Source organism: Pararoseomonas sp. SCSIO 73927 (assembly GCF_037040815.1).
GTDB lineage: Bacteria > Pseudomonadota > Alphaproteobacteria > Acetobacterales > Acetobacteraceae > Roseomonas.
This window is the reverse complement of the sequence record NZ_CP146232.1, coordinates 2,130,701-2,155,467: the sequence shown is the minus strand read 5'-3', so window position 1 is coordinate 2,155,467 and position 24,767 is coordinate 2,130,701. Positions and strand designations below refer to the sequence as shown.

Below are 24,767 nucleotides of genomic sequence, written 5' to 3'. Positions count from 1 at the left end.
GGCCGACCCTTCCAGGCGCCGGACCCCGCCATCCCGATCAGCGGTTGGGCAGGCTGCCCAGCTTGTCGAGCAGGGCGGAGGCCGCGTCCACGCAGGCCCGCGTCGGCTCGTCCTCGGCGCAGTGGATGTGGATCACCGAGTCGTCCTTCTGGAAGAAGAAGCTCGCCGCCTCGGAGCGCGGGCCGCGGCGCCCGCGGTGCATGTGGCCCTCCGGCCCGCCCATACGGCCGCGCGGCCCGTCGAAGCCGGGGCCGCCCACCGGGCCGCCCATCGCACCACGGGGGCCACCGGGCAGCTGGGCCTGCGGGCCGGGCCCTGGCGGCAGCGGCGGGGTGGGCGCCTGGGCCGCGGCGGGCGGCGGGGCGGGGGTGGCGGGGACGGGCGGGGCGGGCGGCGCGGGCTGGGCGGCCGCGAGGCCGGCGGCGCCGGTCAGGGCCAGGGCGGCAGCCAGGAACAGGGGCTTGTGCATGGGGTGACCTCCTTTGCCGGCGGGTCCGGCCGGGCCATCCTGCCCGCGGCCCCGATTGCTTGTCCGGCGCGGCAGGAAACGGATGGTAACCCCGTCGGCTTCATGAAAGCCCGGCGAAGCGCCGCGCCTCCTCCGCCCGTACGAACCATTCGGCGGAACGCGGGGAGGACAGGGCGGGCCATCCCCGCATCGGCCGGCCCTGCCCGCCCTCACAACACGCCGCCGCCGCTCAGTCCGGCAGCACGGCGCAGGTGATGCGGGAGACGCAGGCCAGCCGCCCGTCCGCGCGGCGGATCTCCGTCTGCCAGACCTGGGTGGAGCGGCCGATGTGAAAGGGCCGGCACTCCGCCACCACCACCTGCCCCTCCGGCACGGCGGCGATATGGTTGGCGTTGATCTCGAGCCCTACGCAGTGGAACCCCTCCGGCACGGCCATGTAGCAGGCCGCGCTCCCCAGCGTCTCCGACAGCACCACGGAAATCCCGCCGTGCAGCACCCGCCAGGGCTGCACGTGCCGATGATCCACGGGCATGGTGGCGCGCAGGAAGTCCGGCCCTACTTCCGTGAACTGGATCCCGAGGAGGCTGATGGCGGTGTTCGCCGCCCGCCCCGACAGAATCTCGGGGGTTGCGGACTTCTTCCAGATGGGTGTGCTCATGGGGCGGGATGGGCGCCCGGCCGACCCGGGCCGTCAAGACGCCCTGGTGCCTGCATTGTCCGGAACCAGGGGGCTCCGCCCCCTGAAACCCCCGCCAGGAGGCTGAGCCTCCTGGACCTGCTCCGGGCTGCCGCCGCGCCGTCCTGGGACGGGGTCACCCCGCGACGGATCTGCTCCTGCCCTTGCAGTCGCCTCGGGTTATCGACCCGAGGCGCACCGTCAGCCGAGAGAGACCAACTCCTAGAGAAAGATGATGGTGAGGGGTCCGGGGAGAGGAAGAATTCCTTCTTCCTCTCCCTGACCACAGACCGCCATCGCAGGACCGCCCCCGCCTCACCCGGCCGCCACCGCCGCCCCGCCCTGGCGGGAGAGGCGCGCCCAGCGCCAGGTCATGGCGCCCGCCACCGCCGCCAGTCCCAGGACCAGCCCGGCCCAGATGCCTGCCGGTCCCAGCCCGGCCGGGAAGGCCAGCACCAGGGCCGCCAGGAAGCCCAGCCCCCAGTAGCCGGCGGCCGCGATCAGCATGGGTGCGCGCGTGTCGTGCAGGCCGCGCAGGGCGCCGGCGCCCACCACCTGCACGCCGTCGCTCACCTGGAACAGGCCGGCGAGGAAGAGCAGCGTGGTGGCCATTGCCACCGTCTCCGTCGCGCCCGGCGCGGCGGGGTCGAGGAAGAGCCGGGCCAGCGTGGCGGGGGCCAGCATCATGCCCAGCGCCATCGGGATCATGAAGGCCACGGCCAGCATCACGGCCACCCAGCCGGCGCGCCACGCCTCCCGCGGGAGGGCGGCGCCGATGGCAAGCCCTACCCGGGCCGTGGCGGCCTGGCCCAGCCCGAGGGGGATGGCGAAGGTGGTGCTGGCGACCTGCAGGGCGATGGCGTGCGCCGCCACGGCCTGGGCTCCGAAGCTCCCCATTACCAGCCCCACGGCGCTGAACAGGCCGATCTCCAGCAGCATCTGCGCGGCGATCGGCAGGCCCAGCCGCACCACCCGCCCCAGCCGCGCCATCTCCACCCGCCAAATGCGCCCGAAGAAGCGGTAGCGGCGGAGGCGCCGGTCCCGCGCGACAAAGACGGCGAGGGCGGCGAACATGAACCCGTCCGCCACCGCCCCCGCGATCCCGGCCCCGCGCACGCCGAGGGCCGGCGCGCCGAGGTTGCCGAAGATCAGCATCCAGCCCAGCAGCGCGTTCAGCGGCACGGCGAGCAGCCCGATGACCAGGGGCGGCCAGGGGCGCTCCATCGCCGCCATCAGCCCGCGGAGGGTCAGGAACATGCCGAAGGAGGGGACGCCCCAGAGGATGCAGCGCAGGAAGTCCTGCGCCGCCGCGGCCAGCGCCGGCTCCTGGCCCAGCGCGAGCAGGACCGCGCCGCCGTTCCACAGCAGGACCATGCCCGGCAGCGCCGCCAGCACGGCGCCGAGCAGCCCGGCCCGCAGCGTGCGGCGCATGGCCCGCACATGGCCCACGCGCCGCCCCCGCTCCTGCGCCATCATGGCGGCGGCGGCGAAGGAGAGGCCGAAGCCCGGCGCCAGCACTGTCCAGAACAGCGCGCCGGAGAGGGTGACGGCGGCCAGCGCATTCGTCGACAGGTGGCCGAGGTAGACGGAGTCCGTCGCCAGCAGCGCCATCTGGGAGAGGTTGGTCAGCGCCAGCGGCCAGGCGAGCAGGACCATCGCCCGCGCCTCCGCCCACCAGCCCGCGCGCGATGACATCCCATTCATGGGCGGGCTTGTAGCGCGGGCGGGGCCCGGCGGCACCCCGAAGCCACATTCTGGCCGGCCCCGCCCCGGCGGTGCTAACCTGCCGGTCCTGAGGGAGAAACCCATGGCCGGTCCAGGCACCATCGCCCGTCGCAGCGTGCTCGCCGCCCCGGCGGCGCTGCCCGTCGTGGGTTCAATCGGCGCGGGTTTCATCAGCGCCGCGTCCGCCCAGCCCGCCGGAGTCACCATGGACGAGGTGCTGATCCCCGGCCCGGACGGCGTGCAGCTCTACCTTCGCAACAAGCGCCCGGAAGCCGCCACCCCCGCCCGCCCGGACCGCACCCTCCTTCTCGTCCACGGCGCCACCTACCCCGCCAGCACCGCCTTCGACCTGCCGCTCTCCGGCGTGTCCTGGATGGACTACATGGCCGGGCGCGGCTTCGATGTCTGGTGCCTGGACCTCGCGGGCTACGGCCGCTCCACCCGCCCCGCCGGGGCGCCCGGCAGCCCGCCAACCAACGGCGAGGCGGCGGTGGCACAGATCGGCGCCGCCCTCGCCCATATCCGGGGGGCGCGCGGCGTGGCGAAGTGCGGGCTGATCGGCTGGTCCTGGGGCACCACCCTCGTCTCCCGCTTCGCGGCCGACAACCCGGCCCTGGTGGACCGCCTCGTCCTCTACGCCCCGCTCTGGCTGCGCGATCCCGCCAGCCGCGGCGCCGTGCCGGTGCCGGAGGGGCCGCTGGCTCCCTATCGCACCGTGACCCGCGCCGCGGCGCGGGAGCGCTGGCTGGCCGGGGTTCCCGCCGAGCGGCGCGGCTCCCTCCTGCCGCCCGGCTGGTATGAGTACTGGGCCGACGCGACCTTCGCGACCGATCCGGAGGGCTCCCGCCAGGTCCCCTCCGTCCTCCGCGCGCCCAACGGCGTGCTGCAGGACCTGCGCGACCACTGGGACGCCGGGAAGCCTTTCTACGACCCGGCGAAGATCACCGTTCCCGCCCTGCTCGTCCTCGGCGAGTGGGACCGGGACACGCCGCCCGCCATGGCCACCACCCTCTTCCCCCTCCTCACCGCCTCCCCCGGCAAGCGGCTGGTGCTGCTGGCGGAGGGCACGCACTCCATCATGCTGGAGCGCAACCGCGGCGCCCTCTTCCAGGCCGTGCAGGTCTTCCTGGAGGAAGCCTTCGCCTGAGCGGGCGGGGCATCGGAAGGCCAGGGCTAGAAGGATAAAACGATGAAGCTGCTGCGACACGGCGCCCCCGGCGCCGAGCGACCCGGGCTGCTGGACGCGGAGGGCACCATCCGCGACCTCTCCGGCATCGTCCCCGACCTGGCGGGCGACATCCTCTCGAACGAAGGCCTGGCGCGGCTCCGGGCGCTGGACCCCTCCACCCTGCCCGCCGTGCCCGGCACCACCCGCCTCGGCCCGCCCGTCGCCGGCACCCGCAACTTCGTCGCCATCGGCCTGAACTACGCCGACCACGCGGCGGAGAGCGGCGCGCCGGTGCCGAAGGAGCCGATCATCTTCATGAAGTCGCTCAACTCCCTCGCCGGACCGGATGACGAGGTCGCCATCCCGCCGGACAGCCGCAAGACGGACTGGGAGGTGGAGCTGGCCGTCATCATCGGCACCACCGCGCGGCGCGTGCCGCTGGAATCCGCGCTGGACCACGTCGCCGGCTACGCCGTCTGCAACGACGTCTCCGAGCGGGAATGGCAGATCGAGCGCGGCGGCCAGTGGACGAAGGGCAAGAGCGCGGACGGCTTCGGCCCCCTCGGCCCCTGGCTCGTCACCGCCGACGAGATCCCGGACCCGCAGGACCTCGCCATGTGGCTGGAGGTGGACGGCGAGCGCCGCCAGGACGGCTCCACCCGCACCATGATCTTCGACGTGCGGACGATCGTCTCCTACGTCAGCCGCTTCGTCACGCTCCACCCCGGCGACGTCATCACCACGGGCACCCCGCCCGGCGTGGGCATGGGCATGAAGCCTCCCACTTACCTGAAGCCCGGCCAGGAGGTGCGGCTCGGCATCGCCGGTCTCGGCGAGCAGCGGCAGCGCATGGTCGCCGGAAGCTAGACACCGCCGATCGGCGGGCCGTCGCCGCGGGGCACGGAGCCCCGCGGCGACGTGTTCACGAAGGGCCGGTCAGACCCAGTCGCGCTGGTACCAGGGCTTCGGCTCCGGGGCGGTGACGCGCCCCACGAGGAAGGCGAGCACGGCGACAAGGCCGACCGTCGCCATCGGGTAGCCCCGCACCACGCTGGAGGCGCTCTCCGCGCCGGCGGCCACGACGTCCCGCGCCTCACGGCCATAGGCCGAGGCCTTGCGCCCGACCTGGTCGAGCAGCGGGCCCGCGCCCTCGTCCAGGGCGCGGCTGGCGCGCTGGCCGAGGTCGGACGCCTTCTCCGACACGTCGCTGGCGGCGTCGCGCACCGCGTCCTTCGCACCGCCCACCGCGTTCCGGACGGTCCCCGCAACCTTCTCCGCCGTTCCCTCCGCCTGGAGCTTGGCATCGCCGGTCACGTTCCCGGCCGCCGACTTGATGCTCCCGGTCGCCTTGTCGGCCATCCCGCCAACCCGATCCTCGTCCATGATCCTGCCTCCTGCGCGTTGAGAGGGAGACCCGGCCCATCGCACCGCGGCCCCCGGGCAGGGCTAACGAACCTGCCCCTCAAAAGTTATGCGCACCCGTTGCGGCGCGGGGATCGGGCCGGATCTTCCATTTTATTCCGCAACCACGCTCACATGGGCTGCCACCACCCGCCATCCCTCGGGGAAGCGCGCCCAGGCCTGGCTTTGCCGCCCCACCTTCCCCGGCTGCCCCTCGCGCCGAAACATCGTGCTGGCGGTGGCGAAGTCGCGGCCATAGGTGGTGATCACCGTCCGCTCCAGCCTGCGCTCCAGCCCCACGGAGGGGCGGGCGCGGCGGAAGGCGCGGATCTCCTCCATGCCGTAGAGGTTCTCCGCGGCGCCGTAGCGGATGGTCTCCGGCGCGTCGCGGAACAGCTCCTCCAGCACGGGCACGTCGTTCGTCACCAGGGCCCGCTCGTAGCGGGCGAAGGCGGCTTCCACCTCCGCCCTCACCTCGGGGATGTCGATTTCCAAGCGCGCTCTCCTCAACGGCGTGAGGAGGAGATGCTGCCCTAGCGGCGGCGGGCCAGCCAGAAGCCGATGATCCCCGCGGCCGCCATCCAGGCCTTGGTCGGGATCCTCACGGCCGCTCCTTTCCGGAAGCCGCCATACACCGCGTGGTCCTCCGGCGGCGCGAACAGGTTGCCCGCAGATCCGCCCTGGGCCTCGCCCGGCCTCGCCCTGCTCCCCTTCTCCCCTATGGAGAGGCCGCGCTTCATCACCACGCCCACCGCCCAGCGCAGCGGCTTCGGCGCCACGGCGGCGGCGAGGCGGGAGGCCCAGGCCGCCACGCCGATCACCGCCGAATCCCGCGGCCGGCGGATGAGGGAGGCCACGGTCTCCGCCACCTCGAAGGGCGAGGTCATGGGGCCGGCCACCTCAATCTTCTGGCCCGTGTGGTTCGCCCCGTGCCGCAGGCCCGGCGTGTCCACCACGCTCGGGAAGACGTCGCAGACATGGAGGTCGGGCCTGTCCTGCAGCTCCGCCCGCAGCGATTCCGTGAAGCCGCGCAGGCCGGACTTGGAGGCGGCGTAGGAGGAGGCGTAGGGCGTGGGCACCCAGGTGCCGATGGAGAGAAGGTTGATCAGCACCCCGGCCCCCTGCCGCTTGAACACGGGCAGCACGGCGTGCGCCCCGTTCACCTGGCCCAGCAGGTTGGTGCGGATCGTCTGCTCGTGCTCCTCGATCGGCACCTCGTCGAAGGGCCCCACCGTGCCCACGCCGGCATTGTTGATCCACACGTCGATCCGGCCGAAGCGCGCCCGCGCCGCCTCCGCCAGGGCGCGCACCGCCGCCGCGTCCGTCACGTCTGTCGGAACGGCGATGGCGTCGGCCCCCAGCCGCTCGCATTCGCCCCGCACCACCTCCAGCGTCTCCGCCCGGCGGGAGGCGAGGACGAGATGCGCGCCGTGTCGCGCCAGGTGCTGCGCCGTCGCCCGACCGATGCCGCTGGACGCGCCCGCGATCACCACCACCGAACCCTGGATCCGGGGCATGGCCCTCTCCTCCGCCTGACCGGCCCTTAACCGGCAGGGGGCCCGGAGGTTCCCGCTCGCCCCGGCTTGACGGACCACCGAATGGTCACAAATCGCGCTTACCGGGTTCCCGGGACGTCCGGCGCGGGAAGGAGGCAGCGGGAAGGTGTTCGAACAGCCCTTTGGGCAAGTCCTGAGCAATGAGGCGGGGCGCTTCCTCCAGGTGAACCGTACCGTCTGCGAACTGCTGAGGATGGATGCGCAGGTGCTGCTCACCCGCTCCATCCGCGACATCACCCATCCCGCCGACTGGTCGGACAACTCGGCGCTGCTGCACCGCCTGCGCCACGGGGGCGAGGCCTTCACGATCGTGAAGCGCTACCTCCGCGGGGACGGGACTATCGTCTGGGTGCAGAACTACGTCTCGTTGCTGTACGACGCCGCCGGCGGAAGCACCCTCAACGCCCTCATCCGCCCGGTCCTGCCGGAAACGGCCGGGCATCAAGGCATGGTTCTCCGGTCCGAGAGCAGCCTGCACTGAGAGGCCCACGGGGGTATCCCCCGGGGCCGCCCTCACCTACCCCGCTTTGGGCGGCTCCACATGGCCGCCGAAGCCGTGCCGCATCGCGGAGAGCATCCGGTCCGCGTAGGACGCTTCCTGCCGTGACCGGAAGCGCGCGTAGAGGGCGGCCGTCAGAACCGGGGCCGGGGTGGCCGTCGCCACCGCCTCCTGCACCGTCCACCGCCCCTCCCCGCTGTCGCCCACGCGCCCGGCGTAGTGGGAGAGCTCCGGGTCGCCCGCCAGCGCCTGGGCGGTCAGGTCCAGCAGCCAGGAGGCGACGACGGAGCCGCGGCGCCAGGCCTCCGCGATGTCCGGCAGGGGCATGTCCAGCCCGTGCACCTCGTTCGCGGCGCGCATCAGGTCGAAGCCCTCCGCGAAGGCCTGCATCATCCCGTACTCGATGCCGTTATGGACCATCTTGGAGTAGTGCCCGGCCCCGTTCGGCCCGGCATGGACGTAGCCCTGGGGTGGGCGCGGGTCGCCGCTGCGGCCCGGGGTGGGAAGGGCCGTGCCCTCGCCGGGGGCGAGCGCGGCGAAGATCGGGTCCAGCCGCTCCACCTGCGCCGCGGGCCCGCCGATCATCAGGCAGTAGCCCCGCTCCAGGCCCCAGACGCCGCCGGAGGTGCCGACATCCAGGTAGTCGATGCCCTTCTCCCGCATGGCATTGGCGCGCCGCACGCTGTCCTGCCAGTTGGAGTTCCCGCCCTCGATCACGCAGTCCCCGGGGGAGAGGAGGCCGGCCAGGGTCTCCAGCGTCGCCTCGGTCGGGGTGCCCGCGGGCAGCATCACCCACACGGTGCGCGGCGCCTCCAGCCCCGCCACCAGCCCGGCGAGGTCGGCGGCGCCCTGCGCGCCCTCGCCCGCCAGGGCGGAGACGGATTCGGCGTTCAGGTCCCACACCGTGGCCGCGTGCCCGGCCCGCATCAGGCGGCGGGCGATGTTCGCGCCCATGCGGCCGAGGCCGACGATTCCGATCCGCATCATGGCGCAGGCCCTCCGTTGCCGGGCCTGTCTAGCGGAAAGCCCGGCGCCTCAGAAGGCCAGCAGGTTCTCCCGCAGCGTCGCGTGGTCGTACCCGCGCCGCACCAGCCCGCGCGCCTGCAGGGCGGGCACCAGCCCGTCCGCCACCTCCGCCACCACGCGGCGGGAGACGTCGCCCATGGAGAGGAGGAAGCCGTCTCCCCCCACCTCCTGCATCGCCTCCGCCATCTGGCCGGCGATGGTGTCCACCGTGCCGCAGAGATCCACGGAGAGGCCCGTGCCGCTGTAGTCCGTGAAGGCCTGGCGCAGGGTCTTCCCGCCGGCGCCCAGGCGCTTCAGCGTGTCCAGGTTCTGCTGGTGGCCGTTGGTGCGGAGGTTCTCGTCGATCGGCTTGTCCAGGTCCATGCTGCCGAAATCGATGTTCGTCACCTTGCTGAAGTGCGCCAGGCGTTGGACGATCTTGCGGTCCGCGTTCGCGATGCGCTCCAGCCGCCGCATCTCCGCGTGCTCCGCGCTCTCGCCGATGATCGGGTTCACGAGGAACAGCACCTTGATGCCGTCGGGGTCGCGCCCCACCGCCGCGGCGCGCGCCCGCACGTCCTCGCGATAGGCCTTCATCGACGCGATGCCCTTGGGGTTCGCCACGATCGTCTCGCCATGGGTGGCCGCGAACTGCCGCCCGCGCGGCGATCCGCCGGCCTGCGCGATCACCGGCCGCCCCTGCACGCAGGGGCCGGAGTTCAGCGGCCCGCGGGAGGCGTACCACTTGCCCTTGAAGTCCACCGCGTGGACCTTCGTGTGGTCCACCAGCACGCCGCCCTCGCGGTCCGCCACGATCGCGCCCGGTTCCCAGCTGTCCCACAGCGCGTTCACGCAGGCCATGTACTCGTCGGCCATGTCGTAGCGCAGGTCGTGCTCGGGCAGGCCGTCCAGGCCGTAGTTCCGGGCGGCCATGTCGCTGCTGCCCGTCACCATGTTCCACCCCGCGCGCCCGGCGGAGACCTGGTCCAGCGAGGCGATGATCCGCGCCAGCAGGTAGGGGTGGTGGGTGAAGGTGGCGAGGGTGGTGCAGACGCCGATCCGCTTCGTGGCCGCGAAGAGCAGGGTGGCGACGACCGACGGGTCCTGCCGCGGCACGGAGAGGCCGTTCTTCAGGTAGATCTCGCGCGAGCCGCCATAGGCCTCGCCGACATAGGAGCTGTCCTCCAGCAGGATGTAGTCGAAGCAGGCCCGCTCCAGCGCCCGCGCCATATCCACAAAGAGGTCGGGCTGCATCCATTCCTGCCCGATATTCCCGGTCCAGGGCTCGCCCCAGGCCTGCACGCTCGATCCCTGCAGGAACCAGCCGAGATGGAAGGGGTGGGGCAAGGTGGGCGTCTCCGTTCAGGCCGGGCGGGGGATCGCAAGGATCATGCCTGAACCCCGCCCGGCGCCAGCCCCATAATGGAGAGGCGCGGGGGCCCGATCACGCCGCGCCGAAGCCGCCACCGCCGCAGCCCTCCAGCGTCACCACGTCGCCGCGCTTCAGCAGCAGGTTCGCCTTGCCCTGCAGTTCCGTCTGCACGCCCGCGCGCTCCAGCACGATGCGGAAGGGCTGCCCCGGCTCCCCACCCGCCATGCCGTAGGGCCGTATCTTCGTCCGCTCCACGCAGGTGGTCAGCCACATCTCCTCGCACAGGATGCGGTAGCTGCGGATGATCCCGTCCCCGCCCCGGTGCGCGCCTGCGCCGCCCGAGCCGCGCCGGATCGCCTGCCGCTCCAGCCGGATGGCGTAGTTCGCCTCGATCATCTCGGCAGGAGTGTTGGAGGTGTTGGTCAGGTGCACGCGCGTGGCGGGCGAGCCGTCGCGATCGTGCCGCGCGCCCTCGCCGCCGCCATGCACCTCGTAGAGCATCCGCCAGCCGCCATCCGGCATCGGCTCCGCGAAGGAGAGCAGGCCGGAGGTGGTGGGGCCGCCCGCCGAGAGCCGCTCCGGGATCACCCGCTCCATCGCGCGGAACATGGCGTCCACGATCCGCGCAGCCGTCTCGTGGTTCCCCGCCGCCACCGCCGCGTTCCAGCCCGGCTCCAGCATGGAACCGGGGCGCGTCACGATTGTCAGCGGCCGCAGCGCGCCCGCGTTCTGCTGCATCTCCCGCCCGCTCATCACCCGCATGGCGTAGGCGACGGCGGAGCGCGCGATGTAGGGCGTGGTGTTGCAGAAATTCGCCACCCGGTCGTCGCTGCCGGAGAGGTCGATCACCGCCTCCTCCCCGTTGATGAGGATGCGCGCGTGGATGCGCGCCGGGCCGCCATCGGGGCGGCCGTCGTCAAGGAAGTCCTCGCCCTCGTAGGCCCCGTCGGGGATCCCACGGATCGCCTCCCGCATCTCCGCTTCCGAGAGGTCGTGCAGCCGCGCCATCGCGTCCACGAAGCCCTGCGTGCCGTGGGTGGCGCAGAGCTCGCGGATGCGCCGCTCCGCCGCCTGCGTCGCCGCGATCTGCGCCAGCAGGTCGCCCTCGCAGGAGACGGGGTCGCGCACGTTGTGCAGGATCATCGCCAGCACGCCCCGGTTCACGCCCGCCGCCGTGGTGATCGGCACGGGCGGGATCCGCATCGCCTCCTGGAAGGTGTCCACCGCCTTCGCGAGGTAGCTGCCCGGCCAGGTGCCGCCGACATCGGGCCAGTGCGCCAGCGACAGCGCCCAGGCCACCAGCCGTCCCTCCACGAAAATCGGCCGCGCCACCTTCACGTCGTTCAGGTGGTTCCCGCCGAGAATGCCGAGGTTGTAGATGAGGGAATCGCCCTCCTTCAGCGTCTCCGCCGGGCAGGCCTTCAGCAGCTCCTTCACCGTGTAGGCCATGGCGCCGAGATGGACGGGAATGTCCCGCCCCTGCCCGACCAGCCCGCCCTCCGCATCGGTGATGGCGGAGGAGAGATCCCCCGCCTCCCGCAGCAGGGGAGAGCGGGCGGAGCGCACGACGACGAGGCTCATCTCCTCCGCCGCTGCGGAGAGCCCGTGGCGGATCACCTCCACCGCGAAGGGGTCGAGGGCGCTCATGCGTCGCTCCCGGTCAGGAACAGGTTCCTCATCGCATCCCCCCGTGCCCGCCACCCGGGCGGCACCACGGTAGTGGACCAGGCATCCTCGATGATCGCCGGCCCCGCCACCGCGCCGGACAGCGTCTCGCGCGGCAGGATCACCGTGGAGACTTTCCCCAACCCGGGAAACACGCAGTCCCGCACGCGGGATGGCCGCGCCGGCCGCCCCACATCCGGCCGCGCCAGCGCCACCGTGGAGGGCTTGCGCGCCTGTACCCGCAGCCCCTCGATCACGCAGGGCTCGTTCGTCGCGTAGCCGTAGAGCTGCCGGTGCCGCGCGTGGAAATCCGCTTCCAGCACCGCCGGGTCCAGCGGCAAGGCGAAGGGCACCGGCGTCGCCTCGCTCTGCGCGGCGTAGCGCATCAGGGCCACGTGCTCCATCGCGATCCCCTCCGGCTCCACGCCATTGGCGATCAGCGGGCCGCGGGCCTCCGCCTCCATCTCCTCCACGCGCGCGGCGAAGCCGGCGGCGTCCAGCCCCGCCAGCGCCAGCCGCACCGTGCGCTGCTGCAGGAAGGAGAAATCCGCCGTCAGGCAGCCCAGCGCGGAGAAGGCGGAGGAGGCGGCGGGCACGATCACCTCCCGCAGCCCGTACATTTCCGCCAGCCCCGCCGCGTGCATCGGCCCGCCGCCGCCAAAGGCCAGCAGCGCGCAGTCCCGCCCGTCCACGCCGCGCTCCACCGTCACCCGCCGCAGCGCCCGCGCCATGGCGGCGTTCGCCACGCGCAGGATGCCCAGCGCCGCCTGCTCCACGCCCATCCCCAGCGCCTCGCCGACCGGCGCCACAACCCGCCGCGCCGCCCCTATGTCGAGCTGGATCGTGTCGCCCAGCCGCGCCTCCGGATCGAGGTAGCCGAGCACCGCGTTGGCGTCCGTGATCGTCGCCTTCGTGCCCCCCCGCCCGTAGCAGGCCGGGCCGGGTTCCGATCCCGCGCTCTCCGGCCCCACGGAGAGCCCGCCCGGCCCGAGCCTCACGATGGAGCCGCCGCCCGCGCCGATGGAGTGCACCGCCAGCATCGGCTGCCGCATCGGCCGCCCGCCGATCATGCGCGTATCCGTCATCTCCGCCTGCCCGTCGACGACAAGGCAGACATCCGTGGTGGTGCCGCCCATGTCGAAGGTCAGCACGCGGTCCCGCCCCAGTTCCCGCGCCAGCCGCGCGGAGGCCGAGACGCCCGCCGCCGGGCCGGAGGCCGCCATGACCAGCGGCCGCCGCTTCGCCGCCGGCACCGGCACCATGGCGCCTGCCGAGTGGAACACCTGCAGACCCGCCCCGATCGGCAGCCGCCCCTCCAGCTCCGTCAGGTACTCCACCGCGATCGGCATCGCCGCCGCGTTGAAGGCGGTGGAGGAGGCGCGCTCATACTCCCGCGCCTCCGGATTCACCTCGTGCGAGACGCAGAGATGCGGCACCACCTCCCGCAGCCGCTCCGCCACCATCCGCTCGTGCACGGGATTGGCGTAGGCGTGCAGGAGCGAGACCGCCACGCTCTCCACGCCACTGCCCTTCAGCCAGGCCGCCAGCCGGTCCAGCTCCGCCCCGTCCAGCGGCCGCAGCACCTTGCCCGTGTGGTCCAGCCGCTCCCGCAGCCCGAAGCACAGGATCGCCGGCACCAGCGGCGGCGCCTTCGGCGGCACGTCCAGCCGGTACAGCTCCCGCCGCCGATAGCGCCCGATCTCCAGCACGTCCTCGAAGCCCTCGGTGGCCACCAGCGCCACCTTCGGCAGGCGCTCCTCCACCAGCGCGTTCGTCACGCGCGTGGTGCCGTGCACGAAGCGCCGCACATCGGCGGCGGAGAGCCCCACCGCCGCCAGCGCCTCCAGCATCGCCCGCACCGGCTCCGCGGGGCGGGACGGCACCTTGGCGATCCGCGTCTCCCCGCCATCCGGCCGAACCGCGATGATGTCGGTGAAGGTTCCGCCGATGTCGGTGCCGATGTCCCACCTGCCCCGCAATGCCCATCCCCCGGTTGCCGCAACGCAGCACGAAGCCTAGACCCGGGGAAACGGCAGGCACACCCCCGCCTAGAAGCCACAGGACGTCCCCATGCCCCCCATCGCCCGCGTGCAGAGCGACGCCGCCCTTCCGTCCCAGGTGGACGTGGCCGTGATCGGCGGCGGCATCGCCGGCACCATGGCGGCCTACTACCTTGCCGCCGCTGGCCGCTCCGTCGCGCTGATCGAGAAGGGCGTCGTCGCCGGGGAGCAGTCCAGCCGCAACTGGGGCTGGTGCCGCGTGCAGAACCGGGATGAGCGCGAGATCCCGCTGATGCAGCGCAGCCTCGAGCTCTGGGCCGACCTGCCCGCCAGGACCGGCGCCGATCTCGGCTTCCGCCGCGACGGCCTGACCTACGTCACCCGCAGCGAGGCGGAGCTGGCCAAGTGGGATCGCTGGGTGACGATGGCCCGCGGCTACCAGCAGCACAGCACGATGCTCTCCGCCGCCGAGGCCCGCGCCGCGACGCCCGGCAACGAAGGCGCCTGGATCGGTGGCGTCTCCTCCCCGCGCGACGGCATGGCTGAGCCCTTCGTCGCCGTCCCTCGCCTCGCTGAAGCTGCCCGCGCCCTCGGTGCCACCCTGCACCAGCGCTGCGCCGTGCGCGGGCTGGACATCACCGCCGGCCGCGTGGCCGGCGTGGTCACGGAGCATGGCCGCGTGAAGGCCGATGCCGTGCTGGTGGCTGGCGGCGCCTGGTCCGCCATGATGCTGCGGCGTCACGGGGTCTTCCTGCCCCAGGCCAGCGTCCTCTCCACCGTCTTCCTGACGAAGGCGGCGCCCGAGGTGACGAAGGGCGGTATCTACACGCCGGACATCACCATCAGCCGCCGCAGCAACGGCGGCTACATCGTGGCCGCCAACAACCGCGGCCGGATCGAGTTGACCCCGGCCGGCATCCGCCAGGCCCGCCTGTTCTGGCCCACCCTCCGCAGCCGCTGGAACAGCGTGGCCTTCGGCATCGGCTCCTCCTTCCTGCGCGGCCCGGACGCCTGGCACGGCAAGTGGTCCCTCGACCGCCCCTCCCCCTTCGAGGCGGAGGACATGCGCACCCTGGACCCCGCCCCCGCCAACGGCGTGGCCGAGCCCGCCCTCGCCCAGCTCGCGAAGTCCTGGCCCGCCCTCGCCGGCACGCAGGCCGACTCCACCTGGGCCGGCTGGATCGATTCCACCCCGGACGCGGTGCCGGTGATCGCTCCCATCGACGCCATCCCCGGCCTCTTCGTCTCCACCGGCTACAGCGGCCACGGCTTCGGCATCGGCCCTGGGGCGGGGCACCTGGCGGCCGACCTCATCCTCGGCCGCACGCCGCTCGTGGACCCCGCGCCCTTCCGGCTGGACCGGCTGGTGGACGGCTCGCCGATCCGCGAGCCCGGGATGATCTGAAGGCGGTCTGTCCCGAAGAGGGCTCTGCCCTCTCCGGACCTCTCCCGCCAAGGGCCTGAGGCCCTTGGAACCCCGTCTGGCTGCCGCTGCTCTTTTGCTGCCCTTGCAATCGCCTCGGCTCATGGAGCCGAGGTGCACCGTCGGCCGGACGACTTGAAGCCTAGAAGAAGATGATGGTGAGGGGTTCGGGGAGAGGAAGAATTCCTTCTTCCTCTCCCCGGGACAGACCGGAAGCGCAGAACCCGTCCGTTAGCCCGCGTATCCCGTCGGCAGGGCTGTTGTGTACTTGATCTGCTCCATCGAGAAGCTGGAGGACACGTCGAACAGGTCCGCCATCTCGATCAGCCGCTTGTACACGCCATCATAGGCCGCGATGTCCGGCACCACCACGCGCAGCAGGTAGTCCACGCTGCCGCTCATGCGGTGGAATTCCAGCACCTCCGGGATCTCGCTCACCGCGCGGCAGAAGCGCTCCGCCCAGTCCATGGAGTGGCGGTTGGTGCGGATGGTGACGAAGACCGTGACCCCCACCCGCATCTTCGCCGCGTCCAGCAGCGCCACGCGGCGGCGGATCACCCCTTCCTCCTCCAGCCGCCGGATGCGCCGCCAGCAGGGGGAGGGCGACAGCCCCACCCGCTCCGCGATCTCGGCGACGGGGAGGGTCGAATCCGCCTGGAGGAGGTCGAGGATCTTACGGTCGAAGCTGTCCAGGGGCATGGTATTCCAGAACTGGCCCGATCCCGGGCATGGCGTGCCGCTATCCTGGGAAACGGAGCACACGAACGCAAGAACTTACCCCGTTCGCGCCACTACGATGCCGCCGTCATTGCAGGGGATTGGACATGGCGCTGCCCTCCTTCACGGAACACCCGGCCGCCGTTGGCGAGAGCTACGGGGAGCACATGCACACGGCGGCCTGGTTCGGCTGGCGGATGCTGCTGGGGTCCATGGCCTGCTTCGTCCATGCCCTGCTGCCCTTCCTCTTCACGCGCACGGGTTCCGCCACGGTCACGCAGCTGCACGACCGGATGGTGGTGAACCGCGTGAGGGCGGAGAAGCTTGCCGGGTTGCGACAGGGCGCCTGAGCGCCCTCAGCCCAGGCGGAAGTCACGGCAGACCCGACCGGTGTCGTAGAATTCGCGGAAGTCCACCACACGGCCATCCACGATCCGCATGAAGTCGGCCTTGGCATAATCCCCGATCGTCCCGGTCGCGTGCGCGCGGCGACGGACCCTGGCGAGAATGGCGATCCACTCGCCCTGGGCGATCACCTGCTCCACCTCGTAGCCCACCGCCTCCGACTCCCTGTCGAGGCGCGCGAAATAGTCCCGGACGCCGTCATGGCCATGGCGGGTTCCGGCCCAGGGCACCGTCTCGTCGCCGGCCGAGGTCCAGTGGACCTCCGGCGAGAGGGCGTCGTAGAGCGCCTGCCGGTCGCCCCTGGCAAAGCGCTCGTACACGCCCTGCACCATCGCCACGTTGCGTGCGCCCGTCTCGTCCTCGGTCATGGCCCTACCCTCCCGGGAAGGACAGTGCCGCGGCGGCGCGTCAGGCCGCAATCATTCCGGAAGGGTGTCGGATCGGTCCCAGACGGTCCTCTCCGTCCAGCCCAGCGCCGAGAACTCGGCGGCGCGCAGGGGCGCCTCCTCGGCGGCGTAGAACTCGTCCAGCTGCGGCGGTGCCACGCGCGTGCCGCTGAGCATGGCGTGTGCCTGGCCGCGATGGTGGATGTCGTGCTGGAACAGGTGCAGCAGCAGCCGGTCCATCCGCTCGTGCTGGACCCGGCTGCCGCGGTGCACGGCCACGATCCGTGCCAGCCCCGCCGCGTCCAGCGCCTCGGCGATCGCGATCAGCCGCGCATCCACCGCCGCCTGCGCCGCCTTCAGCGCGGCCACGGTGGCGCAGGGCTCCGGGTCCGCCCAGGCGGCCGGCCCCAGCGTGCCGCCCTCCATCGCGTCCACGTAGAAGCGGTCGATGACCAGGATGTGGTTCAGCGTCGCCCGCAGGCTCGGGAAGAAGCCGGTTCGCGGCGCCACGAACTCCGCCTGCGACAGTCCCTCGCAGGCCGTCAGCAGGCGGTGGTTGGCCCAGGCGTTGTTTCGGGCCATGGCGCGATAGGGCAGGGCAGCATGGTGCAGAGACGGGGCGTCCATGCGCCCAGCCTGCCATGCCGGGTCAGGCGGCTTCCAGCTTCTCGCTCAACTCCAGCCACTCCTCCTCCAGCTTCGCCACCGTGGCGGCGATGGCGGCGCGGCGGGTATTGGCCCAGGCGATGTCGGAGGGCTTGAAGCGGGCATAGGTCCCGGTGTCGGAGAGCTTCCTCTCCAGCAGCCCGTCCTCCAGGCGCAGCTTCTCCATTCGCGCCTCGATCTCCTTCACCCGCTCCCGGATCGGGGCCAGGGCGGCGCGTGCCGCCGCCCGGCTCGCGGCGGTGGGCTTGGCCGGCGCGGCGGGGTCGCCCTTGGCGGCCCGCGCCTCGCGCCGGTCGTCCCGCGCGCGGTTCGCCAGCCAGGCCCGGTAGTCGTTCAGGTCTCCGTCGAAGGGCGAGACCTTGCCGTCTGCCACCAGCCAGAGCCGGTCGGCCGCCAGCTCCACCATGTGCGGGTCGTGGGTGATCAGCACCACGGCGCCCTTGTAGTCCGCCAGGGCCCGGACCATCGCCTCGCGCGCGTCGATGTCCAGGTGGTTCGTCGGCTCGTCCAGGATCAGCAGCTGCGGTGCGTCCCGCGTGGTGATGGCCAGCATTAGCCGCGCCTTCTCCCCGCCCGAGCAGTTGCGGATGAGGGTGGTGGCCCGGTCCTCGTCCAGCCCGAAGCGCGCCAGCTGGGACCGCGCCTGCGTCACCGTCGCCTGCGGTGGCATCGCCGCCTGCATGTGGGACAGCGGCGTGCCCTCCGGGTCCAGCGCCTCCGCCTGGTGCTGGTCGAAGTAGCCGATCTTCAGCCGCTGGGTGCGCTTCACCTCGCCGGAGCGCGCCTCCAGCTTCCCGGCGATGAGCTTCGCGAGAGTGGACTTGCCGTTGCCGTTGGCGCCGAGCAGCGCGATCCGGTCATCCTGGTCCAGCCGCAGCCCAAGGCCGGAGAGGATGGTGCGGTTCCCGTAGCCCACGCTCGCGTCGTACATCGTCAGGATCGGCGGCGGCACCTCCGGCGGGTCCGGGAACTCGAACCGCGTGGACCCGTCCTCCGCCACCTCGATCACCGGCGGCAGCTTCTCGATCGCCTTCAGACGGGACTGAGCCTGCCGCGCCTTCGTCGCCTTGGCGCGGAACCGGTCCACGAAGGCCTGCATGTGCGCGCGCTGGGCCAGCACCTTCTCGTTCAGCGCGGCCTGCTGCGCCATCCGCTCCCCGCGGATCCGCACGAACTCCGAGTACCCGCCGGGGTAGGTGGTGATCTTGCCCCGGTCCAGGTGCGCGATGCTGTCCACGCACTCGTCCAGCACCTCCCGGTCGTGGGAGATGATGATGGCCGCACCCGGGAAGCGGCGGAGCCACCCCTCCAGCCAGATCGTGGCCTCCAGGTCCAGGTGGTTCGTCGGCTCGTCCAGCAGCAGCAGGTCCGGCTCCAGGGACAGCGCGCAGGCCAGCGCCACGCGCATCCGCCAGCCGCCGGAGAACTCGCGCACGGTGCGCTGCTGCGCCTCCGCGTCGAACCCCAGCCCCGCGAGAACGGTGGCCGCCCGCGCCGGCGCCGCATCGGCCCCGATCGCGATCAACCGCTCCTGCACCTCCGCCAGCCGGGTGGGATCGCCGTTCTCCATCTCGTGCAGCAGTTCGGACCGCTCCGTGTCCGCCGCCAGCACCGTCTCCAGCAGCGACACCTCCGTCCCCGGCTGCTCCTGCGCCACATGCGCCATGCGGGCGCGGGCGGCGATCCGCACCTCACCGCCATCGGGCTGCAAGGTGCCGGTCACCACCCGGAACAGGGTGGATTTCCCCGTCCCGTTCCGCCCCACCAGCCCCAGCTTGCGCCCGGGGTCCAGCTGCAGGTTCGCGCCGTCGAGAAGGGTGCGCCCGGCCATGCGGATGGTCAGGTCGCGAAGGGCAAGCACCGTCATGCCCGGCTTCTACCGCGCCGCCCCCGGCAACGGAACGCTGATGATGCGCCGCATCATTTCAGGAGGAACCCTGGAATGTTCCTTCCCCCCGCCGCCGCCCGTGCTAGGGGCCATCCCCCGCCACGAAACGGAGTCCCGATGGTCCAGGCCGCCCACCACGATACCCGGCCCAGCGCCCTGCGCCGCTTCCTCGAAGGGCAGTCCTCCGCCGGGCTGGTGCTGATGGGGGCCGCCGCCCTCGCCCTGGTCATCGCGAACACCCCGCTCAACACCGCCTACCAGGGCGTGCTGCACGCCTATCTCGGCCCCCTCTCGGTCGAGCACTGGATCAATGATGGCCTGATGGCGGTCTTCTTCCTGCTCGTCGGCCTGGAGATCAAACGCGAAGCCCTGGACGGCCAGCTCTCCACCTGGCCCCGCCGCGCCCTGCCCGGCATCGCCGCGGCCGGCGGCATGGCCGTGCCCGCCCTGGTCTTCCTCGCCTTCAACCCCGGGGAATCCGCCCATGGCTGGGCCATCCCGGCCGCCACGGACATCGCCTTCGCGCTCGGCGTCATCTCGCTCCTCGGCAAGCGCGTCCCGGCGTCGCTCCGCGTCTTCCTCGCGGCGCTCGCCATCATCGACGACCTCGGCGCCGTGGTGATCATCGCGCTGTTCTACACCTCCGGCCTCTCCCTGCCGGACCTGGCCGGGGCGGCCTTGGTGCTCGCCCTGCTCTTCGGCCTCAACCGCATGGGCGTCCTGCGCCTGTGGCCCTACCTCCTCCTCGGCCTCGTCCTCTGGGTCCTCGTGCTCCGCTCCGGCGTCCACGCCACCCTCGCCGGCGTCTTCCTGGCGCTGGCCATCCCGCTGCGGGCCACCCCGGCCGCCCCCGACCACGAAGCCGCCAGCCCCCTCCACCAGGTGGAGCACGCCCTCCATCTCCCCGTCGGGTTCCTCATCGTGCCGATCTTCGGCCTGGCGAACGCCGGCGTGCCCTTCCTGGGTCTGCCCGCCGAGGCCTTCGCCGCCCCCGTCACCCTCGGCGTCGGCCTCGGCCTCCTCGTCGGGAAGGCCGTCGGCGTCTTCGGCGCCGCCATGCTCACCATCCGGCTCGGCCTCGCCGACCTCCCCGCCTATGCCAGCCGCACCCAGCTCTTCGGCACCGCCCTGCTCTGCGGCATCGGCTTCACCATGAGCCTCTTCATCACCCTTCTCGCCTTCCCGGGGGATCCGCTCCTCCAGTCAGAGGCGAAGATCGGCATCCTCGCCGGGTCCCTCGTCTCCGGCCTGCTGGGCTACGCCCTGCTCCGCGTGGCCCCGGGCGACTGGCCGGGCAGCCCCTCCCGCTAGGGCCGCCCGGTTACGTTTTGGCGCCCCCGCCGCCGTCCCCCTTGCCGAACGGCCCCGGCACGGCTACCCGGCCCCCGACTCGAAACAAGGAATCCGCCGCCATGGCCACCGAGCGCACCTTCTCCATCCTCAAGCCCGACGCGACCCGCCGGAACCTCACCGGCAAGATCAACGCCGTGTTCGAGGAGAAGGGCCTCCGCATCGTCGCCCAGAAGCGCATCCTGATGAGCCAGCACATGGCCGAGACCTTCTACGGCGTCCACAAGGAGCGCCCCTTCTTCAAGGACCTCGTCTCCTTCATGACCTCCGGCCCCGTGGTCGTGCAGGTGCTCGAGGGTGAGAACGCCGTGCTCGCCCACCGCGAGATCATGGGCGCCACCAACCCCGCCAACGCGGCCGAGGGCACGATCCGCAAGCTCTTCGCCGAGAGCATCGAGGCGAACTCCGTCCACGGCTCCGACAGCGCCGAGAACGCAGCGACCGAGATCGCCTTCTTCTTCGCCGGCTCCGAGATCGTCGGCTGAGACGGAACCAGGGGGCTCCGCCCCCTGGCCCCCCGCCAAGGGCCTGAGGCCCTTGGATCCCCATCGGGCTGCCGCCGAGCCTTCCTGACACGAGGTTTCTGCTCAGCGGGACTAGTCCTGCCCTTACAGTCGCCTCGGGTCGTGGACCCGAGGCGCACTATCAGCCGGGTAATTCCGAAGCCTAGAAAAAGATGATGGTGAGGGGTCCGGGGAGAGGCAGAATTACTTCTTCCTCTCCCCGGGACATCCCGTCAGCCGGCGCCCATCCCAGCCCGCCGCACCGCCTCCAGAAGCCCCGCCGCATCGTAGGGCTTCCGCAGCAGCAGCGCGTCGTCCGGCGCGTTCTCCGGCGCCCCGTCCTGCCCCGTGGCAAAGACGATCCCGACTCCTGGCCGCAGGGCGCGCGCCTGTCGGGCAAAGGCGTCACCTAACGTGCCGGGCAGGCCAAGGTCGGTGACGATCACCCCCACCTCCGCCTCGCGCAGCCGGGCCAGGGCCTCCTCCGCGCTCCCGGCCTCCGCCACCTCGTGCCCGGCGGTGCGCAGCATCTCCGCCGTGCTGGCGCGGATCAGCGGGTCGTCCTCCACCAGCAGCACGCGCGCCGGGGCGGCGGGCCCGGATGCGGCTCCCCGCACGGCGCCCGCCAGCACCTGGCGCAGCTTCCGCGCCATCGCTTCCCGCGTGTAGGGCTTGGAGAGAAGTTCCACTCCCTCGTCCAACCGGCCGCCATGGACAATGGAGTTCTCCGTGTAGCCGGAGGTGAAGAGCACCGCGAGGCCGGGCAGGCGTTCCCGCGCGCGCCGGGCGAGCTCCGTGCTCTTCATCGGCCCGGGCATCACCACATCGGTGAAGAGGAGATCGATGGGAACGCCGCTCTCCACCACGCTCAGCGCGCTGGCGGCGTCCCGCGCCTTCAGCACGCGGTAGCCGAGCTCGGTCAGCAGCTCCACCACGGTGGCGCGCACGGCGTCGTCGTCCTCGGCCACCAGCACCGTCTCGGTGCCGCCCGTCACGGGGCCGCCCTCGACGGAGACGACCACGTCCTCCGCCTTCCGCGCGCGGGGCAGGTAGAGCTTGACCGTCGTGCCCTGCCCGACCTCGGAGTAGATCTTCACGTGGCCGCCGGACTGCTTGACGAAGCCGTAGACCATGGAGAGGCCGAGGCCGGAGCCCTTCCCCTCCGCCTTGGTGGAGAAGAAGGGCTCGAAGACCATCTCCTGCACCTAGGGCGGCATGCCGCAGCCCGTGTCCGTCACGGCCAGCATGACGTACTGGCCGGGGTTCACCTCCGGGTGGGCGCGGGCATAGGCGTCGTCGATGAAGGCGTTGCCCACCTCGATCGTCAGCCGCCCCGTCCCGTCCATCGCGTCCCGCGCGTTGATGGCCAGGTTTAGCATGGCGTTCTCGATCTGCGCGGGATCGATCAGCGTGTTCCACAGCCCGCCGGAGACGACCGTCTCGATCTCCACCGCCTCTCCGATGGAGCGGCGCAGCAGGTCCTCCATCCCCGCCAGCAGGCGGCCGATGTTCACCACCTTCGGCTCCAGCGCCTGGCGCCGCCCGAAGGCCAGCAGCTGCGCCGCCAGCTTCGCCCCGCGCGTGACCCCCGCCATGGCGTTGGAGAGCCGCCGCTCCGCCTTCTCGTTCCCCGCCACGTCCCGCGTGAGGAGCTGGAGGTTGCCGGAGACGACCTGGAGCAGGTTGTTGAAGTCGTGCGCGACGCCGCCGGTGAGCTTGCCGATGGACTCCATCTTCTGGGCCTGGGCCAGCGCGGCCTCGGCCTGCCGCCGCTCCGCGATCTCGGTGACGACGCGGGCCTCCAGCGTCTCGTTCAGCTGGCGCAGCTGCTCCTCCGCGCGGCGGCGGTGGCGGATGTCGCGCTGGGCGGACTGGTAGAGGCGGGCGTTGTCGATCGCGATGGCGGCCTGGCCGGCGATGCCGCGCAGCAGCGCCTCGTGCTCCGGCTTGAAGCGCGCCGTCTCCGGGTGGCCGAAGAAGAGCCCGCCCAGCACCTCGCCGGAGCGCGAGGTGACGGGCACCGCCAGGTAGCTCCGCACGGGCAGGTGCCCCGGCGGCATTCCGCCATAGGGCACCGTTCTGCCATAGCGCGGGTCGGCCATGATGTCGTCCGAGCGGATGACACCCTCGCCCTTGAAGGTGGGCTGGAACACCGCCGTGGCCCGCGGCATGGGAAAGCTCTCGAAAGCCGAGCGCGGCACGCCGGAGAGGGCGTAGAGCATGTAGCTGCCGCCCTTGTCGTCCAGCACGTTGTAGAAGAACGCGCCGAACTTGGCGCCGGAGAGCTCCACCCCCGCATCCGTCACCATCTGCACCACGCGGTCCAGGTCCAGCTCGGCCGCGATGGCGGCGCCGGTGGCGTTCAGCACCTCCGGCACGCGCTTCTCCCGGCGCAGCGCGTCCTCCGCCTCCTGCATCTCGGTGATGTCCACGTTCACGCCGATCAGGCCGAGGAAGCCGCCATCGGGCGTGAAGCGCGGCTGCGCCTCCGTCCGGAGCGTGCGCCAGGCGCCATCATGCCGGCGGAAGCGGGTGATGGCCGTGAAGCCGGTCCGGTCGCGAAGCGAGAGGTCGTGCGCGGCGCGGAAGGCGGCGCGGTCCTCGGGGTGCACCATCTCGAACCAGTCGAACCCGGCCACCGCCTCCTCCGGCAGGCCCCAGAAGATGCGGTGCGCGCGGTTGAGATAGGCGAACGTCCCGTCCGGCCCGCTCATCCACAGCTTCACCGGCGCGCTGTCCGCCACCAGCCGGAAGCGGCCCTCGCTCTCGCGCAGCGCGTCCTCCGCGCGCTTCGTCTCCGTCACGTCGTGGCCCTGGACGAAGACGCCGGTCACGGCACCCTCCTCCAGAATCGGCTGGAAGATGAAGTCGATGAACCGCTCTTCCGGCTCCCCGCCTACGCTTTGCACCAGCCGCACGGGATACCCGCGGCCAACAAAGGGCTCCCGGCTCTCCCGCACCCGGTCCAGCAGCTCCACGAAGCCCTGCCCCACCACCTCCGGCAGCGCCTCGGCCACGGGCAGCCCCAGCACCTCGCGCCCGCCGACCAGCCCCTGATAGGCGGCGTTGGTCATGGCGAAGCGGTGCTCCGGCCCCTCCAGCACGGCCATGAAGCCCGGCGCCTGTTCGAACAGGCTCTCCAGCCAGCGCCGCTCCTCCTCCAGCGCGGAGTTCGCCTGCTGCACCGCCTCGGCCCGGCGGATCACGTCGCTCTCGATCCCGGCCGCCGGGCCCGCCACCCCGATCCGGCGCGCCATCTCCCGCAGCCGGTGCAGCTCGGTCACGTCCACCGTGTGCTGCAGGACGAAGGCAACCGCCCCATCCGGCCCGCGCAGCGGCGAGTGGGTAGCGCTCCAGAACCGCTGGTCCATCCCCCCGCCATCGGGCCGGGAGATGTCGTACCGGATCAGCGGCAGGTGGTCCCGCTCTCCCAGCCGCGTCGCCCGGTCCAGCGAGGCCCGCAGCAGGCGATGGCCCTCCGAGCCGGGATCGCTCGGGAAGGCCTCGAACATGTTCTGCCCGAGAAGCGACTCCCGGGTCCGCATGGTCACGCCGAGATAGGCCTCGTTCATGGCGACGATGACGAGACCCGGATCAAGCAGGACGTAAGGGTTGGGCGAGGCGCCGAACAGGGCCTCGAAATCAACCGGGATCAAGCGTCACCGCCGGGCCGACCGGCGCTCTCGGGAGGGAGTGAGGGCAAGGCAGCAACCAGGATGAGGACCGGGCCGATATAGGTCACCCCCCGCGCCTCCGCCACCAGCGGGCTCCATCGGATCTGTCCGGAACCAGGGGGCGCTGCCCCCTGGAACCCCCGCCAAGGGCCTGAGGCCCCTGGACCCCCGTCTGGCTGCCGCCACGCCGTCCTGCGACGGGGTCTCCGCGTGACGGGC

At 72.2% G+C, this 24,767-nt stretch carries 23 protein-coding genes; 7 read left to right on the top strand and 16 right to left on the bottom strand.

Translation table 11 applies throughout. The features are described from left to right. Positions 1 to 37: 37 nt before the first annotated feature. The 3 genes from VQH23_RS10200 to VQH23_RS10190 form a co-directional block, all read right to left on the bottom strand. A complete protein-coding gene (locus tag VQH23_RS10200; protein WP_338665531.1) occupies positions 38 to 469 on the bottom strand; it encodes a hypothetical protein in 432 nt (143 codons plus the stop codon). Between the two features lie 229 nt (positions 470 to 698). Then, a complete protein-coding gene (locus VQH23_RS10195) occupies positions 699 to 1,127 on the bottom strand; it encodes a hotdog fold thioesterase (RefSeq protein ID WP_338665530.1) in 429 nt (142 codons plus the stop codon). 333 nt (positions 1,128 to 1,460) lie between these two features. Then, entirely contained in the window at positions 1,461 to 2,840 is a 1,380-nt protein-coding gene (locus VQH23_RS10190; RefSeq protein ID WP_338665529.1) for an MATE family efflux transporter, read from the bottom strand. 112 nt (positions 2,841 to 2,952) lie between these two features. Between VQH23_RS10190 and VQH23_RS10185 the strand changes: the two genes are divergently transcribed. Next, a complete protein-coding gene (locus VQH23_RS10185; protein WP_338665528.1) occupies positions 2,953 to 4,017 on the top strand; it encodes an alpha/beta fold hydrolase in 1,065 nt (354 codons plus the stop codon). A 42-nt stretch (positions 4,018 to 4,059) separates the two neighbouring features. Further along, the gene (locus tag VQH23_RS10180) at positions 4,060 to 4,905 is read left to right on the top strand and encodes a fumarylacetoacetate hydrolase family protein (protein ID WP_338665527.1); all 846 of its coding nucleotides are present in this window, start codon (positions 4,060 to 4,062) and stop codon (positions 4,903 to 4,905) included. A 69-nt stretch (positions 4,906 to 4,974) separates the two neighbouring features. Here VQH23_RS10180 and VQH23_RS10175 read toward each other — a convergent pair whose 3' ends face one another. From VQH23_RS10175 to VQH23_RS10165, 3 genes are all read right to left on the bottom strand, one after another. After that, the gene (locus tag VQH23_RS10175; protein WP_338665526.1) at positions 4,975 to 5,421 is read right to left on the bottom strand and encodes a CsbD family protein; all 447 of its coding nucleotides are present in this window, start codon (positions 5,419 to 5,421) and stop codon (positions 4,975 to 4,977) included. 132 nt (positions 5,422 to 5,553) lie between these two features. Continuing rightward, complete coding sequence (gene hpxZ, locus VQH23_RS10170) at positions 5,554 to 5,934, bottom strand: oxalurate catabolism protein HpxZ (protein WP_338665525.1); 381 nt, start codon at positions 5,932 to 5,934, stop codon at positions 5,554 to 5,556. A gap of 38 nt (positions 5,935 to 5,972) precedes the next feature. Next, positions 5,973 to 6,956 carry an SDR family oxidoreductase gene (locus VQH23_RS10165; protein WP_338665524.1) on the bottom strand — a complete coding sequence of 328 codons (984 nt, stop codon included), beginning with the start codon at positions 6,954 to 6,956 and terminating at the stop codon, positions 5,973 to 5,975. Between the two features lie 145 nt (positions 6,957 to 7,101). On the opposite strand from VQH23_RS10165, the gene VQH23_RS10160 reads away from it, so the two are divergent. Beyond that, complete coding sequence (locus VQH23_RS10160; RefSeq protein WP_338665523.1) at positions 7,102 to 7,476, top strand: PAS domain S-box protein; 375 nt, start codon at positions 7,102 to 7,104, stop codon at positions 7,474 to 7,476. 36 nt (positions 7,477 to 7,512) lie between these two features. Here the strand turns inward: VQH23_RS10160 and gnd are convergent, their stop codons facing one another. From gnd to VQH23_RS10140, 4 genes are all read right to left on the bottom strand, one after another. Continuing rightward, the gene (gene gnd / locus VQH23_RS10155) at positions 7,513 to 8,478 is read right to left on the bottom strand and encodes a phosphogluconate dehydrogenase (NAD(+)-dependent, decarboxylating) (protein ID WP_338666085.1); all 966 of its coding nucleotides are present in this window, start codon (positions 8,476 to 8,478) and stop codon (positions 7,513 to 7,515) included. A 51-nt stretch (positions 8,479 to 8,529) separates the two neighbouring features. Further along, positions 8,530 to 9,846 carry an NtaA/DmoA family FMN-dependent monooxygenase gene (locus VQH23_RS10150; protein WP_338665522.1) on the bottom strand — a complete coding sequence of 439 codons (1,317 nt, stop codon included), beginning with the start codon at positions 9,844 to 9,846 and terminating at the stop codon, positions 8,530 to 8,532. 97 nt (positions 9,847 to 9,943) lie between these two features. Continuing rightward, a complete protein-coding gene (locus VQH23_RS10145; protein ID WP_338665521.1) occupies positions 9,944 to 11,518 on the bottom strand; it encodes a hydantoinase B/oxoprolinase family protein in 1,575 nt (524 codons plus the stop codon). Continuing rightward, positions 11,515 to 13,515, bottom strand: a complete 2,001-nt coding sequence (locus VQH23_RS10140) for a hydantoinase/oxoprolinase family protein (RefSeq protein ID WP_338665520.1) — start codon at positions 13,513 to 13,515, stop codon at positions 11,515 to 11,517. The genes VQH23_RS10145 and VQH23_RS10140 overlap by 4 nt, the downstream gene beginning before the upstream one ends. Before the next feature lie 91 nt (positions 13,516 to 13,606). Between VQH23_RS10140 and VQH23_RS10135 the strand changes: the two genes are divergently transcribed. Next, entirely contained in the window at positions 13,607 to 14,941 is a 1,335-nt protein-coding gene (locus VQH23_RS10135; protein ID WP_338665519.1) for an FAD-binding oxidoreductase, read from the top strand. Positions 14,942 to 15,190: 249 nt separating this feature from the next. Here the strand turns inward: VQH23_RS10135 and VQH23_RS10130 are convergent, their stop codons facing one another. Continuing rightward, positions 15,191 to 15,658 carry an Lrp/AsnC family transcriptional regulator gene (locus VQH23_RS10130; protein ID WP_338665518.1) on the bottom strand — a complete coding sequence of 156 codons (468 nt, stop codon included), beginning with the start codon at positions 15,656 to 15,658 and terminating at the stop codon, positions 15,191 to 15,193. A 125-nt stretch (positions 15,659 to 15,783) separates the two neighbouring features. Between VQH23_RS10130 and VQH23_RS10125 the strand changes: the two genes are divergently transcribed. Next, complete coding sequence (locus VQH23_RS10125) at positions 15,784 to 16,026, top strand: DUF6356 family protein (RefSeq protein WP_338665517.1); 243 nt, start codon at positions 15,784 to 15,786, stop codon at positions 16,024 to 16,026. Positions 16,027 to 16,032: 6 nt separating this feature from the next. Here the strand turns inward: VQH23_RS10125 and VQH23_RS10120 are convergent, their stop codons facing one another. The 3 genes from VQH23_RS10120 to VQH23_RS10110 are packed head-to-tail and all read right to left on the bottom strand — an operon-like array spanning position 16,033 to position 19,000. Further along, on the bottom strand, positions 16,033 to 16,449 hold the full coding sequence (locus VQH23_RS10120) for a nuclear transport factor 2 family protein (protein ID WP_338665516.1): 417 nt from the start codon (positions 16,447 to 16,449) through the stop codon (positions 16,033 to 16,035). Between the two features lie 51 nt (positions 16,450 to 16,500). After that, positions 16,501 to 17,094 (bottom strand): DinB family protein, encoded by a 594-nt coding sequence (locus VQH23_RS10115; protein ID WP_338665515.1) that lies wholly within the window; start codon positions 17,092 to 17,094, stop codon positions 16,501 to 16,503. A gap of 22 nt (positions 17,095 to 17,116) precedes the next feature. Continuing rightward, positions 17,117 to 19,000: an ABC-F family ATP-binding cassette domain-containing protein gene (locus VQH23_RS10110; RefSeq protein WP_338665514.1), complete on the bottom strand. Its 1,884-nt coding sequence runs from the start codon at positions 18,998 to 19,000 to the stop codon at positions 17,117 to 17,119. Between the two features lie 138 nt (positions 19,001 to 19,138). On the opposite strand from VQH23_RS10110, the gene nhaA reads away from it, so the two are divergent. Next, positions 19,139 to 20,332, top strand: coding sequence for a Na+/H+ antiporter NhaA (gene nhaA, locus VQH23_RS10105; RefSeq protein ID WP_338665513.1), 1,194 nt, complete (start codon positions 19,139 to 19,141; stop codon positions 20,330 to 20,332). Between the two features lie 101 nt (positions 20,333 to 20,433). Further along, positions 20,434 to 20,856 (top strand): nucleoside-diphosphate kinase, encoded by a 423-nt coding sequence (gene ndk, locus VQH23_RS10100; RefSeq protein ID WP_338665512.1) that lies wholly within the window; start codon positions 20,434 to 20,436, stop codon positions 20,854 to 20,856. Positions 20,857 to 21,107: 251 nt separating this feature from the next. On the opposite strand, the gene VQH23_RS10095 is transcribed toward ndk, so the two are convergent. Together VQH23_RS10095 and VQH23_RS10090 are read right to left on the bottom strand one after the other, a co-directional pair. After that, on the bottom strand, positions 21,108 to 22,070 hold the full coding sequence (locus VQH23_RS10095) for a response regulator (protein ID WP_338666084.1): 963 nt from the start codon (positions 22,068 to 22,070) through the stop codon (positions 21,108 to 21,110). 9 nt (positions 22,071 to 22,079) lie between these two features. Further along, positions 22,080 to 24,530, bottom strand: a complete 2,451-nt coding sequence (locus VQH23_RS10090; RefSeq protein ID WP_338665511.1) for a PAS domain-containing protein — start codon at positions 24,528 to 24,530, stop codon at positions 22,080 to 22,082. Positions 24,531 to 24,767: the final 237 nt, after the last annotated feature.